Here is a 14,068-nt window from a genome sequence, read left to right as displayed (position 1 = left end):
GCTTCCGTTTCTGACTATCCAGTATGGGTGCTTGGCGCACCTGACTGCGACGATGACGACATCGCCAAGCATTTAACCCTTCAAATCGCACCCAGAAAAGGAAAGGTGTATTGGGAGCATCCAGAAGACATGAACAAGCGACTGATTGAACTGGATGATAACCACTGCTGAGGCATTTACGCAGAAAGTTGCGGTTTCGCCATCACAAACCAACCTCAAACCGTAATTTCCCGTAGAAAAATCACCTGCAAAAAAAGTTGGCGGTTATCGCAGCTACCCGGTCACTACCCCTACCAACATGGATTACCCCCTGGACGTTTTATCTGCCGGACAGGCATTGCAGCAAGAGTACCCGGACCTCCCGATCGCGGTGATGGGTTCCTCTATGGGGGCTGCCATGAGCATATGCGCGCTGTCTCATCAAGAGCACCCTTTCCAGGCGGCTGTATTGGAGTCTTCTTTTCCAACGTTGCTACATTTCTGGCGTCGCTACCCCATCCCCAGAATGGGAATTCAGTTGTCAATGCTGTTGTATCCGGCAGGTGAACGCCGTCTGCGCCCTGTTTACGCCGCAGAAAAGCTCGTTGGTACTCCCAACATATTACTCATCTACGGTGACGCAGATAATTTCACGCCAGTCAAAGACGGACAGTTGCTCTGGGAAGTATTGCAAATGAGGACATACACTGAGTTCTGGCGCGTACCGAATGCCGAGCACACACTTGCCTGTAAAGCCAGCCCAAGAGAGTACTCATTACGGGTAACCCAATTTCTCGACAGACAACTCAAAAGATCATCAGAGTTCGCTGAGACACGTTCAACCAGGGAAATAGCAGCACTCATACCAGAGGAACAAATATGACCCTGCAAGAGATCCTGACAACAGTAGACACAGACAGAATGACCGCCTTTGTTCCAGAACATTGGGGGCAAGGGCGCGCCACTTTTGGAGGGCTGATAGCGGCCATCATGTTTGAAAGGATTCCCAAATCCGTTACCCGAAACCGTCCCCTGCGTTCCCTCTTGATAACGTTTGCGGCACCAATAGCTCCTGGACAAATGCATATGGTCGTAACAAAACTCAGAGAGGGGAAGTCAGCCACACAAATCCAGGTCACTTCTTATCAGAATGATCAGGTCTGTTCCGTCATGATGGCGGGCTTTGGCGACGCTCGAGAATCTTCCATCGAAGTAACATACGAAAAGGCACCGATGACGTTACCGCCGTCAAAGGTTCAGGCATTTCCTTTCATTCCCAACCTGACACCAGAGTTTACGGATCACTTTGATTACCGTTATACCGTGGGAAAAATGCCTTTCATGGGGTCTCGACAATCAGTGATGGGTGGATGGATAAAACAGAAGTCAGTAGTGAACACACCGATCAGTATTGCCGAACTGCTCGCATTGACAGATGCCTGGCCACCCGCAACGTTTTCAATGATGGACAGACCTGCTGCAGGCAGTACACTGAGTTGGACGATCAACTTCATAGACCTGCCAGAAGATAAAACTGCCAGTGACTGGTGGCAATATGAGGCACATATTCAGCATGCCGTAGATGGCTACAGCCACATTGATGCGTCAATATGGGACGATACAGGCTCACCCGTTGCCATCAGCAGGCAAACCGTCTGTATCTTTGGGTAATCAACCTAAAGGAATCATTGCTTAATCTGGTTTCAACGCAATGAGAAAGAACACATCCCTGGATGTATCCGGAACCCATTTTTCAGCGATAGTGAAACCTGCTTTCTCCATTTGCTCCTCCAACTCAACCCGGGACAAAAATTTCACATAGGGTATCAATCGCAACAATTTACCAATGGGGGTAATAAGTTTCAGGTAAGGTCGGGTATCTTTCAGACAAGCTGTATTACTGATAAAAACGCCCCCTGGTTTTAACATATTAAAGACTTGTTGAATGGCCTCCTCAGGCCTCTCCAGAAGGTGCAGAATGTTCAATCCCAGGATGGCATCATATTCGTTTTCGATACCCTGAAAATCGTCCAGTGTGGCTGTCCTGAAGGTGAGATTCTCAGCTGGATTTTCTTTCAGTTTATCTGTGGCTATCTGGACCATTTTCGGAGATACATCGATAGCCTGGTAACTGCTTACCAATGGCGCATGAAGTGACGCTGTTGAACCAGTCCCGCAACCAAATTCGAGTACTTTCATTTTCGAGTGAAAGTACTTCCGGGTCATCGACAGCTTCTTCTCATAGGCGGGAATATCTGAAATCGGTTGCCGGGAATATCGATCAGCCATTCTGTCCCAGAACTTTATCGAATAATCCATAGTATCCTCTTCATATCGAACATAGCGGCAGGAAACTCTGCTGGTTGAGTCGCTTTAGCAAAAAGCCAACAGTTAAATAACTTCATGCCGACAAATTCTACCTATGCAAAAATATTGTTAACATACCTATCTTCGCATTACTGATATGCATATTTGTATGGATTGGCGATCAATTAAATTCGACTGGAATAGAGCCAGGGCTTTCCTGATAACCGCAGAAGAAGGATCTCTTTCAGCTGCCGCCCGAGCTATGGGCATGTCCCAGCCCACTCTTGGCAGGCAGGTTGCTGCGTTGGAGGAAGAGCTGAGTGTGGCGTTATTTGAAAGAGGTCCCAAAGGGCTGGAACTAACCCCCCATGGAATAGAACTTCTGGAATACGTCAAGGCCATGGGGGAAGCTGCCAATAGTCTGTCATTGGCTGCTTCAGGTCAGGCCAACAGTATTGAAGGCAATATCATCATTTCAGCCACTGAAGTCATGTCGGCTTTTGTGCTCCCTAAGATTATTCGCAAACTGAAAAGACTGCATCCAGGAATCAAAGTGGAGATTATCGCGTCAAACAGCGCCAGCGATTTAAAACGCCGTGAAGCAGATATCGCCATACGAAATTTCAGGCCGACACAACCAGACCTGATCGCGATGCGGCAGGGAGACTTGATGGCGGCCTTGTATGCCACACCTGAATATCTGGAACAATTGGGGCACCCAAAGTCTCCTGAAGAATTCTCTGATGCCCACTTCCTGGGGTTTATCACCAATAATGATGCCTATATTGAGGCACTTGTTGAACAGGGTTTTCGCCTTAATGAGCAAAACTTCCCACTGACAACAGACGATCATCTGGTTCACTGGGAAATGACTAAGCAAGGCCTGGGAATAGGTGTCATGACAGTAGATGTTGGTGACCGGGACCCGACCGTGGAGCGAATTCTTCCAGACTATGAGGTGTTTAAAGGGGAAGTATGGCTGGTCTCTCACCGTGAACTGAAAATGAATCTCCGAGTCAGAACGGTATTTGATTTTCTGGCCAAAGAGCTCCCTTAACCAGAAAGCATGCACTTGTTCAGGCAAATATCTCCCAAATCAGGTCAACGCCATGTGGAGAATAGGATAAGGCTTGCCCTGGCCATCCACTGGTGATTTACTCACAATACGAAAACCCAGACTCTCATAAAAACCTTTCGCTTGTGGGTTCTGTTCATTAACATCCACTTTTACAACACCTAACACCCTTACTGCGTGGCCGCAGAGTGCGCTACCAATTCCCTGCCCCCGACACTCGGGTGAAACAAAGAGCATTTCGAGGCTACCCTCTGCTACACCACAGAATCCAAGTATTCTTCCCTGTTCATGGCTATCGCCTCTAACACACCAAAGGTCGACCAGATCAAAGTATTGTTCCAGAATCAATGGTTTGAGATACTGAATATCCTCTTCAGCCAGGAAATCGTGAGTAGCCCGCACCGATGCCTCCCAAACCTGGATCAGTTGCCCATAATCACCTTTCCCGGCAGGCTCGATTTTAATTGAGTGTCCGTTCATTTCACTTCTCCTTATTTTCACTGGCTCACAACCGAAATATATTCCGCCGGCACAGAATCCGTCAGCCAGACACCATTCGCAGACAGGTAAAACTCTATGCCGGATTGAAACATCTGACCGGCGCTTATTTTTAGAATTACAGGCTTGCCTCTGCGCCCGCCCACAGATCTGGCTGTAGTGATATCGGCAGAAAGGTGAACATGCTGACGATTCATTTTTTTAAGTCCAAACTCTCTGATGTCATCGAGAAACCTTTCAACGGTACCGTGAAACAAGAAGCCCGGCGGCTCTACCGGAGACAGAGCCAGGTCCACAGACTCTACAGAGTGTCCCTGATTCGCTCTTATCCGGCTTCCATCCGGACTGTAGGCAAAACGCTGTTTGTCGTTGGTAAATACCACTTCGTCCAGCAGTTCCCTGGTTATACTTTTACCAGAGGCATTTGCAGCCTCCAGCAATTCATTAATATTTACCCAGCCGTTTTCATCCAAAGTGATTCCAATGGCCTGTGGTTCGTGCCTGAGTATAAAACTCAAAAATTTACTCGTTTTTGTAATATCTTTATTCATACTTTATTTGTGTTTGAAGTCTTGAGATTAAAATATCTGCCACCAAACAACTCCTACCTCATCTCAGGGCATCATCGTTCCCAGGCACCCCAACACCCGATGGGAATCAGCAACACCCATTGTGGAAGCCTGATCAACGTGCGATAACCAAAAAAGTACCAGCCCACACCAATAAACACCGCTGCAAATCCGACATAGGCACTCGACAACGCGAATACCAGTACTCCTAGATCTGAAGCATCTACCCAACCCGCATAGAGCAATACAACTGATGACAGGACAAGCACCAATGACACCATATGCCAACAGGAAAGCAGTGTTGCCTTGGGTACTTCTGCCAATTCCGAATGAAGAAAAGGCTTCACGGGATCAATCTGACCGGCAATGATATGCACCAAGGCTGTGAAAAACGCGATGACACCTGCGCTGAAAATCCAGATATTCAAAGGACTTCTCCATATTCTACTAACAGGTAAATCTAACGGGTCCTCACTATATACCGAAACCTACCCTCTGCGTTAGAATCCCGCGCCTATTCCATTGCCCACCCCACTGAAAGGAACTTCTAATATGGTTGGTGTTTCAAGAGTGCTGATTCCAGGCTTTCTCACCGGTATCGTATTATTTTCAATGGCCACGCACGCTTCAGACAATTCCGATACCAGCTCTGTTCACAAGGGGCAGACCCAGCCAAGTGGCGAACACTCTGATGAACATCCGATTAGCCAGAAATCACCAGCTTCCATCCATATTGACGGCGACACACTCTACTACAGCGGTAATATTTCAGAGGTCAGTTGGGATAGCTTTCAGGCGGTAACAGCGGGCCTTCAACCAGGTTCTTTAACCCGTTTAGTGATCAATTCCAGCGGTGGCGACACCGTTTATGGCCGCAAGATGGGTCGTTGGGTTAAAGACAATATCACCATACTGGAAGTTCAGGGGGGATGCTTTTCTTCCTGTGCCAACTATATATTTCCGGCAGCAAAAATAAAGAGGATTCAGGAAAGTGCATTCGTTGGCTGGCATGGATCAGAGTCCCAGTTTGACGTGCTGGCAATGAGTGCACCTGACAAAACCGGCGAGGATATTTTACAGGAAGAAGTCAGACAAGCGATGCTGATGGCAATGCCTGAATTAGAAGGAAACCCGACTCTGGATGAGGAGGTTGCGCGAGAGCTTGCTCGATCCCGCCAATCCCAGAAGGACGAGCACAAGTTTTTCGAAGAGCTCGGAATCAACAGTCAATTTACTATTTATGGCTTGCTTCCAGAACACCTCTCAGCCTTCGAAGCCAGCGGCAAGCGCGGATGGGGCTTCACAATAGAGGACATGAAGAAACTTGGGCTGGGCGAAGTTCAATATCTATCTGATTCGGTATACCATCAATCCATATACTTTCAACGGTACCTACAGCTTATTCCCGTTAAGTAATCGGCGTATCCACAAACCAGCATGAGAACAGCGCCTCATGCTGGATATTATTTGCTGACCCATCTAACCGAATCTAACGGCGATAGTAGTGGCGGTTAGCACCGTCAAAAGCAACCCGATTTCAGGCAACAGTTTTTGAAATAACCTCCTGGAGCCACAGGGACAGGGATCATTTCTCCCCAGTTTTTCTAACAACTCCTTGTCTCCATGGACAACTCTGTCACCCTTCTTCACCTGCGTTTCGGATGGATATCCTTTTCGACGCTTACTTGTGACCTCGAAAGCATTCCTGATATTCGTATTGAGTTTTCATAACATTTCTCCTTTCTATCATTACTTCTGTGCCTTCATATCCGGTAGAAGGCTTACCGCGAGGACATGACAGTACAATCCAATAGAGGAATATAAAGACAGCCCTACAGCATCTTTAACTACTCTGAACTTCCATCAGATAGCGTTGCATTACCAAGCGCTTCTGTCGAAGTAGTAAGTTGATTCAATTTGGGGTAAACATCTGAACGGAGAACGTCGACTATACGATTGACGGCAGACTTTACCGAAGAGTTGCTAATTGAATAGATTTCAACGGTATATTTCAATCGATTTTTTCCATCGAGCTGATGAAAAAGAACTTCGTCAAACCGAACCCTCAGATACATTTTTGCCGGCACTCCACGCTCCGCCATCAGGCCAATACACGGAAATCCATCTCTATGCTTTCTAATATCAAGCACATCATCAAAACAATCTGAGTAATATGGCTCAAACCGGTTCTCAACCAAAAAAGCATGAATCAGCCCCATTGCCAGAACAAAGTTTCTTTCGTCAGCAACCATTTCAATCCGGTGTACAGGTTCCATGATCTTTGGCGGCTCTCCATTAGCCCCGACTTCATAGTCCTCAATTGAAAACTCGCTATAGCAGCCCATGAAGAAGAGAAAAAACAGATAAAGTATGATGCGTATATTCATTCCATAAACGCATCCGAGTTTACCTGTAACTGGATAATTAAGGTCCGCTCCCCTTGCTTGACCATACCCAGAAAAATATCAGCATTCCCATTAGCAAAATCAGCATTGATGGTGTAGTTGCACCTGGAGTATGTCTCACCAGTGGTACCAGACATGCAATTTTGTCTCTGAGGCTCGGAATGCGATTGGTATTCCCCCAACTTTCTGAAGGAATTCATCACATTGACCTGTTGCTCAACTGGCGAACTATCAATAAAGGACTGGTGTAGGTAAGGAACAAACTCTTCATAATCCCAGGTTGTCAGATGAGGAATAACGGTCTCGACAACCACTTTGGTCTCTTCATCTACATCCTCATAAGAAGGTGACGTAATAAACAATAGAGAAATGAGCCCAATTAAAAGCGTTACGATCACGCCAATAACAATAAAAAATACCTTTATGAATTTCATGAAACCGCTGGAGCTATTTTCTTTCGTATTCTCCTGCACGGCATCAGGAGTTCTATAAGGATTATCGTTCATAACTACACCACCAAGTTATTCATACTCTAAACCCAGCCAGCATTAAGCAGGTCTCCAGAATCAAAGCCAACCGCATACCCAAGCCTCAGCTCAGGAAATGTCGCTTTAAGCTCTTCCATTGATACTTGCGCAAGCATTACCCCATAGGCCAGGCAAAGAGCATATTCTGCCTTATTACCCAATTTGGAATCATGATATGCAATCCTATAGATGTCTTCCATGATAATTGATTAAGGTCTTCAATACCCAGGACATTCTCGGAATTACTCGCCCAGGATAAGTCCTCATCATTGGGATCATAATGAGAGGAGATACTAAAGGAGATACCTGCAGAGACTTCACCGCTATCTAAAACTGGATTGTAGATTCCAAACCATATACCCAGCTCGGAGTAGTTAGCGGACTCTTTTGTTAACACTGAATTTAAGTGGTGATTAAGGTTTGATATTTCTGTTTGGTAGTCCAGGCTACGAAACAACTCCCACTCAGAACTTGATTCAGACAATTCGCAAGCGTCAATCACAGATACCATAAACTCAGACAAGCTCAGCTTATCTCTATTTTCTTCAACAAAATCAAACACTCTTTCGTAATCGAATGACACAGGTTCTCCTTAACACGTGGTTATGACAGCACGACTTGGTTTATGAAGATCCACATATATTTTAATTAAACTCCCGACGCGAACGCCGATCAGTCGTATTGATATATCCGAAGATGAAAATGAGCGGCATTCCTATAGGAATATCTTTACCAATATTTGTGGTCTATCGATATCTTTATCGAGAGTGAAGTTTGGATTCCGCATACATTCTTATTTCATCCTTCAGAAAATCATGCCTTCTCTCATCTTCTTCAGGCAATCTCCAATAAACATCATTAAAGCTACCCATTCCTCCATATGCTCCCAGGACTTTCTTATAGGACTTCTCGGCATTCCCCTGAACAAATAGTTCTTTCGCATTCCTGAACCAGTTTGCCCAATGCCTGACTTCAGCTTTTTCCAACAGGGATATCAATTCATCCAGCATTTCGACATACACGATCAATTACCTAAAAACGGGGGGGGGGGAGTTTGTAGACAGCTCTTAACTCTGACCGATCCGGCTGCATCAACTTAGTTACCAATGAGGAGAACAATGTCTCAGCTCTATTTGTTGTTCACCAAAACTGCCACCATGGCTTTTCCTGTTTGCGCATGCCAGATGGTGCATAAGCGATTCGGCTTGATTGGGGATCCACACATATTAATCCATGTTTTTCAGCAAGGCTGACAATCACTTGATACATTTCATCGGCTCTTGAAAATACCATTGGCATCAGTATATGCCCCTCAGATACATCAAAAGCGATACTCCAGGGACACTCATCAATATCGGCCTCCGGCCAATCATCAATTTGCGGATATTGATCGGTTAATTCTTTTAAGAACGCACCAACTTTTTCACTTGGTTCAATATAGGGAGTCAAATCATCCATCTCGCAATAAGCTATATATCGTTCGATAGCTTCTTCGTCCGTATGAGGGCTCTCCGTGTAAAATACTCCCAGATCAAAACTCATCGTATGCCCTTAATATCCCGCTCAATTGAAAACAACCCTCTTCCGATCTTATAGAAGACCAATCTCTCGACGAATTTGCTCAACATTCAGACTCTGAATGAGATCGACAACATTCGGGTAGATACTCTCGTGATAGCCATAACCACCGTTGATCAGCTCATCAATGGCCTGTTCTTTGGACCATCCTTCAACCACGACTCGATATGAGGCGACAATTGCACCGGTTCTGTCTGAGCCATGCCAACAATGAACAAGGATAAGAGATTCACTGTTCTGAATAATCCGGAGCGCCGCAATCACCTGCTCCTCCGATATATCTCCGGCACTGATCTTAATCTGGTGGAGTCTAAGATTTACGCCTTCCGCCTCCTCGTTATCGGAATGATACTGCCTCAAGTTCAAAACCTCGCCAATACCCAGTTCCGACAACTCCTTAAATTCTTCTTCATCCGGTTGTTCAGACCTGTATAGCTTGTCGCTCACTTTGTATATGTTATGAAGTTGGGCGCCGATGATGGGGTCAGCCCATTCACTTGGCCGAACTCGGGGCTCACCGAAAACCAAGCAAGTGAACATTAGCAATGCAATCATTGCATTTACCCTCAGCATATTATTTCTCCATCAAACTTGGTCTTCTTTGAACAACACTGACCTGAAACCTGAACTCGCCCGGAAAGTAAATGTATCGGATCAACTCCAATCAACAGACTTACCATGAAACTTACGGCAAGCAACCCAATGGGTGTTGCCTGACAATTATTGAAGTTGTCCGCCCCTTATCCGAAACATAATCGGTCTCAGGTATCAACTTGCTCTTCATATTTATAAACCTATTTTTTTAAAACTGACTTGATCGGGAAAAATTGCCTCGATCTGCAACTTCAGAACTTCATGAAACAGGAAATTCCCGGCCCCGTCATCTCCATCGAGCAAGATCATATTGGAATCATTAGGCTCAATGACGATTTTTTCAGAATAAGAGCCGGAGAGTGTTCTGAGCAGTTCAAAATCAATCACACCCACGATATTGAAGCTAACAAAACAGGGAAAATCTTCCCTACCGTTCAAACCATTGATATTGGCATCAAATATCTGGAGGTTTTTAGCCCCAAGTCCGTCAATTAAATCAAAAAGATCTTGCCGAATAAGACCATAATTCTCATACATAAGAGGAAAATGGCCATAGCCATTACTCAAAGGAATATCTATTGCATCCAATTGATACTCAGGCTTTTTCTCAGGTGGAGCAATTTCCCTACCCGTGAGAATATCCCAGGGAGAGAAGCCTTTTTCAATTTCTGTGACCGTTTGGACCGGGTGCTGGGGGTTGGAAATAAAGCGATAGTACATGATTGATCCTGCTCACGGGCTGTCGGAAGAACGAAAGAGGCTTGAACGACAAATCGAGCCACCTTTCCTCTCTAATAACACATCTGACAGGGGCAAGTTTACATTACACTGATACATCTGTGACGAGATAACCTGCTGTATCGAAAATTGTCGATAATCCCCCTAACCACGTTAAATTATGTGAGATACCTCGCACCCTATCTAATAATCGAGTAAAATACTCGGCCATTTTTTGATCAACCCGGTTTCATCATTATGCACACAGCGCAAAGGCTATTTTCCCATCCACAATACTGGGCGGAGTGCTTCGGCACAGCTGAGTTTCTGCCCATGTCCCGGGAGGAAATGGACCAGCTTGGCTGGGACAGCTGTGACATTATCATCATTAGTGGTGACGCCTACGTTGACCACCCGAGCTTCGGTATGGCCGTTATCGGGCGTTCCTGGGAAAAGCAGGGGTTCCGGGTAGGGATTATTGCACAGCCGGATTGGTCCTCAAAAGAGGACTTCATGCGCCTGGGCAAACCCAACCTTTTCTATGCGGTGTCTGCCGGCAATATGGACTCCATGATCAACCGTTACACGGCCGACCGAAAATTACGCCATGATGATGCCTACACCCCCAACAATGAAGGGGGTAAGCGACCGGATCGGGCCGTACTGGTCTATACCCAGCGCTGCAAAGAAGCCTTTAGCGATGTACCTGTGTTAATCGGGGGCATCGAAGCCAGCTTAAGGCGTATCGCCCATTATGATTACTGGTCCGACAAAGTCAGGCGCTCAGTGCTTTTTGATTCTAAAGCCGACCTGCTGGTATACGGCAATGCAGAAAGAGCGATTGCCGAAATAGCACACCGGGCATCCCGTGGCGAAGCCATGAAGGACATGCTGGATATCCGGGGTACCGCGGCCATCATTTCTGAGCTTCCCGGTGACTGGAATGCAAAAGACTCTACTCGCGTAGACAAGCCTGGCCGCGTTGATCCAATTCCCAATCCTTATCATTATGCAGATGAGGAAAACAGTGACGGCTCTTCCTGCTCCACCAAATCCCAGGCCGCCAACGACGAAGTGGAAGAACAGGTCCTTCACATTTTGCCTTCTCCCGGCAGCAAGCAGGAGTTCATCCTGCTACCTTCCTATGAAAAAGTACGCAATGACCCGGTTCTCTATGCTCATACCTCCCGCGTACTTCACCTGGAAACCAACCCGGCCAATGCCAGGACACTGGTGCAAAAGCATGGGGAACGATACCTATGGGTAAGTCCTCCCGCCATTCCCTTGACGACAGAGGAAATGGATGAGGTATTCGACCTCCCCTTCCAACGGATTCCACATCCAGCCTATGGTAGTGCCCGGATTCCGGCCTACGACATGATTAAATTCTCGGTGAACATCATGCGGGGCTGTTTTGGCGGCTGCTCCTTCTGCTCCATTACAGAGCATGAAGGGCGTTGGATTCAGAGTCGTTCGGAAGATTCCGTCATCCGCGAAATTGAAAAGATCCGGGACATGACGCCAGGGTTCACCGGCACGATCTCCGATCTGGGAGGCCCTACGGCCAACATGTATCACCTGAACTGCAAGAGCGAAGTGATTCATGCCCATTGTCGTCGCCTGTCTTGCGTTTACCCGACTATCTGCAAAAACCTGAAAACAGACCACAGTGCGACAACCCAATTATATCGCCGGGCAAGATCGTTACCAGGTGTCAAACGCATCATGATCGCCTCAGGCCTGAGATATGATCTGGCCGTGGAAGATCCGGAATACGTCAAGGAATTGGTCACCCACCATGTTGGCGGCTACCTGAAAATTGCCCCTGAGCATTCCGAAGACGGCCCCCTGTCGAAAATGATGAAACCTGGCATGGGAACCTACGACAAGTTCAAGGAAATGTTCGATCGCTTCTCACGTGAAGCAGGCAAAGAGCAATACCTGATTCCCTACTTCATTGCAGCCCACCCTGGCACGACCGATGAAGACATGATGAATCTTGCCTTATGGCTGAAGTCCAACGGCTTCCGGGCAGACCAGGTTCAGGCGTTCTACCCATCGCCAATGGCCAGTGCAACGGCCATGTACCACTCAGAACGGGACCCACTACACCGGGTTAACTATAAGACAAGCAAAGTGGTGATCCCAAAAGGTGAGCGCCAGCGCCGATTGCACAAGGCTTTCCTTCGCTACCACGATCCGGATAACTGGCCAATGCTTCGGGAAGCCCTCGAGCGCATGGGTAAAGCTCACCTGATCGGGTATGGAAAAAAACACCTGGTGCCGCCAACCCAACCGGCAAATCACCCAAGCGCCAAAAAGTATGGGTCTAAACTACACCCCAAAGGTAGCCAGGGCGGAAAGCCTGCGGCAAAGGCCAAACCCAATTTACCGTCTTCCGGCACACGCAAGAAAGGGCCTCGTAAAGGTACCATATTGACCCAGCATACCGGCCTGCCTCCGCGCCAGAGTGGCAACGGAAGCAAACCCAAACGAAAACGCCGGTAGCTTTTAATCGGAGCTGGAACAACACCTTATTTCTGTGTCAGCTCCAACTTTCCTCCTGCCATATACCATCGATACCAGGGAGTCGCAGCCAGTCGCACACCTCCAACCCATCTTTCAGGGGGGTGACACTGGCTCCAGTCGAGCTCGCCGGTTAACAGCTTGTTACCCGTGTCGTTGAGTTTAAGCACTCGTTTTGGCCAGGGTTGTGGTGCTTCATTCAATTCAACATCAAACGGCACCCTCCTTGCCGCCCTCATACTATTGAGTTCAGCAAAAAACATCAGGTCCCCTAGAAAAACTCTGGGCTCAGTTTCCCTGACCAGATGACCAAATATCTGACCTCCACTGACAGGACCGTTCCGCATTGCTTCCAATGTTAATTGCTGGGTCAGACTCAGCCCATTGAAAAGGCTCGGCAATTCCTGAAGATGTCGCAGAACAGCTCCAGCCATAAACGGTAGATCGCTGGAATCACTATTCATTTCCGCTTCTAGCAACCCCGGTGACTCGCACGTCAGCGCCCGCCATACCCCTTTTGCCTTGCCCTTCATCCCGGACGTTACCGTTATCTGCTGCTTCCATAACGACCTCAGCCCTTCCGGGTCTAGATTGCCTAACCCATGAAAGCGCTTTATCGCGGGGAAACGGTCGATATTGATCAAGGAGGTTTTATCCACCGCAGACTCAGGCATATGAGCCAGTATGTAGACCAGAATCAGCTGATCATAGCTGTCATGCTCAAACCAGAGCACAACCCTTTCATATCGGTCCCAGCATTCGGATAATGCCTGGTATTCTTCCTTTTGACGGACTTCGACTTCCTGTTTCGGCAACTTATAAGCCTGAGAAATAAATTGGACACGAGCCTCAAGCAGATTTGAAACCGGCACCGGTCCCTGACAAAAGGGATCTGAAAACTCCAGAAACTCACCGCAAAACCCAGCGATTTTCAGTCCCTGGCGAATATCACTGCCGCAACGAAGATGTAACGTGGAATCCGTGTCCAGAGGTGGCGCTGTTGTGGCAATTGCTCTGCGATGAAACTCCAGGTCATTGACATGCTTTACCAACGCAGGCCAGCTCGGCAGACCATAGTCACGAGATATCGCCCACTGGATATCTGCCAGTTTTATTGGCTGTCCGCTTTGCCGCCGATCCGAAGCTAGAGGATGATTCTGGTAAAACCAGTTCCGCGTTTCTTCGTCTCCCTGCAAAAATCGTTTGTGGAGACGTTTGGCGCGTTTGCGAATAAACTCCAGCGATAGACGCGGAGCTTCCAGAGAAGAATGCGACATAAGACAACCCTCATTA

18 protein-coding genes are annotated in these 14,068 nt (G+C 47.3%); 5 read left to right on the top strand and 13 right to left on the bottom strand.

From position 1 onward, the window contains the following. Positions 1-298: 298 nt before the first annotated feature. Both F566_RS32805 and F566_RS0113150 read left to right on the top strand, forming a co-directional pair. On the top strand, positions 299-862 hold the full coding sequence (locus F566_RS32805) for an alpha/beta hydrolase family protein (RefSeq protein ID WP_020407458.1): 564 nt from the start codon (positions 299-301) through the stop codon (positions 860-862). Next, positions 859-1,650 carry an acyl-CoA thioesterase gene (locus F566_RS0113150; RefSeq protein ID WP_020407457.1) on the top strand — a complete coding sequence of 264 codons (792 nt, stop codon included), beginning with the start codon at positions 859-861 and terminating at the stop codon, positions 1,648-1,650. The genes F566_RS32805 and F566_RS0113150 overlap by 4 nt, the downstream gene beginning before the upstream one ends. Positions 1,651-1,671: 21 nt before the next feature. Here the strand turns inward: F566_RS0113150 and F566_RS0113145 are convergent, their stop codons facing one another. Next, positions 1,672-2,298: a methyltransferase domain-containing protein gene (locus F566_RS0113145; protein ID WP_020407456.1), complete on the bottom strand. Its 627-nt coding sequence runs from the start codon at positions 2,296-2,298 to the stop codon at positions 1,672-1,674. A 157-nt stretch (positions 2,299-2,455) separates the two neighbouring features. Between F566_RS0113145 and F566_RS0113140 the strand changes: the two genes are divergently transcribed. After that, positions 2,456-3,343 carry a LysR family transcriptional regulator gene (locus tag F566_RS0113140; protein ID WP_020407455.1) on the top strand — a complete coding sequence of 296 codons (888 nt, stop codon included), beginning with the start codon at positions 2,456-2,458 and terminating at the stop codon, positions 3,341-3,343. A gap of 39 nt (positions 3,344-3,382) precedes the next feature. On the opposite strand, the gene F566_RS0113135 is transcribed toward F566_RS0113140, so the two are convergent. From F566_RS0113135 to F566_RS0113125, 3 genes are all read right to left on the bottom strand, one after another. Further along, positions 3,383-3,841: a GNAT family N-acetyltransferase gene (locus F566_RS0113135; protein WP_020407454.1), complete on the bottom strand. Its 459-nt coding sequence runs from the start codon at positions 3,839-3,841 to the stop codon at positions 3,383-3,385. A gap of 17 nt (positions 3,842-3,858) precedes the next feature. Further along, positions 3,859-4,410: an RNA 2'-phosphotransferase gene (locus F566_RS0113130; protein WP_020407453.1), complete on the bottom strand. Its 552-nt coding sequence runs from the start codon at positions 4,408-4,410 to the stop codon at positions 3,859-3,861. Between the two features lie 71 nt (positions 4,411-4,481). Then, positions 4,482-4,856, bottom strand: a complete 375-nt coding sequence (locus F566_RS0113125; RefSeq protein WP_020407452.1) for a hypothetical protein — start codon at positions 4,854-4,856, stop codon at positions 4,482-4,484. Between the two features lie 124 nt (positions 4,857-4,980). Here F566_RS0113125 and F566_RS35445 point away from each other — a divergent pair, with 124 nt between their 5' ends. Next, on the top strand, positions 4,981-5,844 hold the full coding sequence (locus F566_RS35445; RefSeq protein WP_020407451.1) for a hypothetical protein: 864 nt from the start codon (positions 4,981-4,983) through the stop codon (positions 5,842-5,844). Positions 5,845-5,907: 63 nt separating this feature from the next. On the opposite strand, the gene F566_RS38340 is transcribed toward F566_RS35445, so the two are convergent. The 8 genes from F566_RS38340 to F566_RS0113080 form a co-directional block, all read right to left on the bottom strand. Then, positions 5,908-6,078, bottom strand: coding sequence for an SEC-C metal-binding domain-containing protein (locus F566_RS38340; protein ID WP_425402010.1), 171 nt, complete (start codon positions 6,076-6,078; stop codon positions 5,908-5,910). Positions 6,079-6,275: 197 nt separating this feature from the next. Next, complete coding sequence (locus F566_RS0113115) at positions 6,276-6,815, bottom strand: hypothetical protein (RefSeq protein ID WP_020407450.1); 540 nt, start codon at positions 6,813-6,815, stop codon at positions 6,276-6,278. Beyond that, positions 6,812-7,339: a hypothetical protein gene (locus tag F566_RS0113110; protein WP_020407449.1), complete on the bottom strand. Its 528-nt coding sequence runs from the start codon at positions 7,337-7,339 to the stop codon at positions 6,812-6,814. The genes F566_RS0113115 and F566_RS0113110 overlap by 4 nt, the downstream gene beginning before the upstream one ends. Before the next feature lie 136 nt (positions 7,340-7,475). Continuing rightward, positions 7,476-7,943: a hypothetical protein gene (locus tag F566_RS0113100; protein ID WP_020407447.1), complete on the bottom strand. Its 468-nt coding sequence runs from the start codon at positions 7,941-7,943 to the stop codon at positions 7,476-7,478. Between the two features lie 175 nt (positions 7,944-8,118). Then, the gene (locus tag F566_RS32795) at positions 8,119-8,382 is read right to left on the bottom strand and encodes a DUF6966 domain-containing protein (protein WP_020407446.1); all 264 of its coding nucleotides are present in this window, start codon (positions 8,380-8,382) and stop codon (positions 8,119-8,121) included. A 118-nt stretch (positions 8,383-8,500) separates the two neighbouring features. Then, positions 8,501-8,902 (bottom strand): hypothetical protein, encoded by a 402-nt coding sequence (locus F566_RS0113090; protein ID WP_020407445.1) that lies wholly within the window; start codon positions 8,900-8,902, stop codon positions 8,501-8,503. A gap of 48 nt (positions 8,903-8,950) precedes the next feature. After that, a complete protein-coding gene (locus tag F566_RS0113085; RefSeq protein WP_020407444.1) occupies positions 8,951-9,511 on the bottom strand; it encodes a phosphatase domain-containing putative toxin in 561 nt (186 codons plus the stop codon). Between the two features lie 213 nt (positions 9,512-9,724). Continuing rightward, positions 9,725-10,252 carry a hypothetical protein gene (locus F566_RS0113080; RefSeq protein WP_020407443.1) on the bottom strand — a complete coding sequence of 176 codons (528 nt, stop codon included), beginning with the start codon at positions 10,250-10,252 and terminating at the stop codon, positions 9,725-9,727. A gap of 255 nt (positions 10,253-10,507) precedes the next feature. Here F566_RS0113080 and F566_RS32790 point away from each other — a divergent pair, with 255 nt between their 5' ends. Then, entirely contained in the window at positions 10,508-12,757 is a 2,250-nt protein-coding gene (locus F566_RS32790) for a YgiQ family radical SAM protein (RefSeq protein WP_083921079.1), read from the top strand. Positions 12,758-12,783: 26 nt separating this feature from the next. Here F566_RS32790 and F566_RS32785 read toward each other — a convergent pair whose 3' ends face one another. After that, positions 12,784-14,052, bottom strand: coding sequence for a DUF1835 domain-containing protein (locus F566_RS32785; protein ID WP_020407441.1), 1,269 nt, complete (start codon positions 14,050-14,052; stop codon positions 12,784-12,786). Between the last annotated feature and the right edge of the window lie 16 nt (positions 14,053-14,068).

Source organism: Hahella ganghwensis DSM 17046, assembly GCF_000376785.1.
Classification (GTDB): Bacteria; Pseudomonadota; Gammaproteobacteria; order Pseudomonadales; family Oleiphilaceae; genus Hahella; species Hahella ganghwensis.
The sequence above is the reverse complement of the archived record's forward strand: the minus strand, read 5'-3'. Positions and strand labels throughout refer to the sequence as shown.

Coding starts and splice junctions, on each gene's coding strand:
- F566_RS32805 (WP_020407458.1), top strand. CDS start 299: ATGGATTACCCCCTGGACGTTTTATCTGCCGGACAGGCATTGCAGCAA.
- F566_RS0113150 (WP_020407457.1), top strand. CDS start 859: ATGACCCTGCAAGAGATCCTGACAACAGTAGACACAGACAGAATGACC.
- F566_RS0113145 (WP_020407456.1), bottom strand. CDS start 2,298: ATGGATTATTCGATAAAGTTCTGGGACAGAATGGCTGATCGATATTCC.
- F566_RS0113140 (WP_020407455.1), top strand. CDS start 2,456: ATGGATTGGCGATCAATTAAATTCGACTGGAATAGAGCCAGGGCTTTC.
- F566_RS0113135 (WP_020407454.1), bottom strand. CDS start 3,841: ATGAACGGACACTCAATTAAAATCGAGCCTGCCGGGAAAGGTGATTAT.
- F566_RS0113130 (WP_020407453.1), bottom strand. CDS start 4,410: ATGAATAAAGATATTACAAAAACGAGTAAATTTTTGAGTTTTATACTC.
- F566_RS35445 (WP_020407451.1), top strand. CDS start 4,981: ATGGTTGGTGTTTCAAGAGTGCTGATTCCAGGCTTTCTCACCGGTATC.
- F566_RS0113115 (WP_020407450.1), bottom strand. CDS start 6,815: ATGAATATACGCATCATACTTTATCTGTTTTTTCTCTTCTTCATGGGC.
- F566_RS0113110 (WP_020407449.1), bottom strand. CDS start 7,339: ATGAACGATAATCCTTATAGAACTCCTGATGCCGTGCAGGAGAATACG.
- F566_RS0113090 (WP_020407445.1), bottom strand. CDS start 8,902: ATGAGTTTTGATCTGGGAGTATTTTACACGGAGAGCCCTCATACGGAC.
- F566_RS0113085 (WP_020407444.1), bottom strand. CDS start 9,511: ATGCTGAGGGTAAATGCAATGATTGCATTGCTAATGTTCACTTGCTTG.
- F566_RS0113080 (WP_020407443.1), bottom strand. CDS start 10,252: ATGTACTATCGCTTTATTTCCAACCCCCAGCACCCGGTCCAAACGGTC.
- F566_RS32790 (WP_083921079.1), top strand. CDS start 10,508: ATGCACACAGCGCAAAGGCTATTTTCCCATCCACAATACTGGGCGGAG.
- F566_RS32785 (WP_020407441.1), bottom strand. CDS start 14,052: ATGTCGCATTCTTCTCTGGAAGCTCCGCGTCTATCGCTGGAGTTTATT.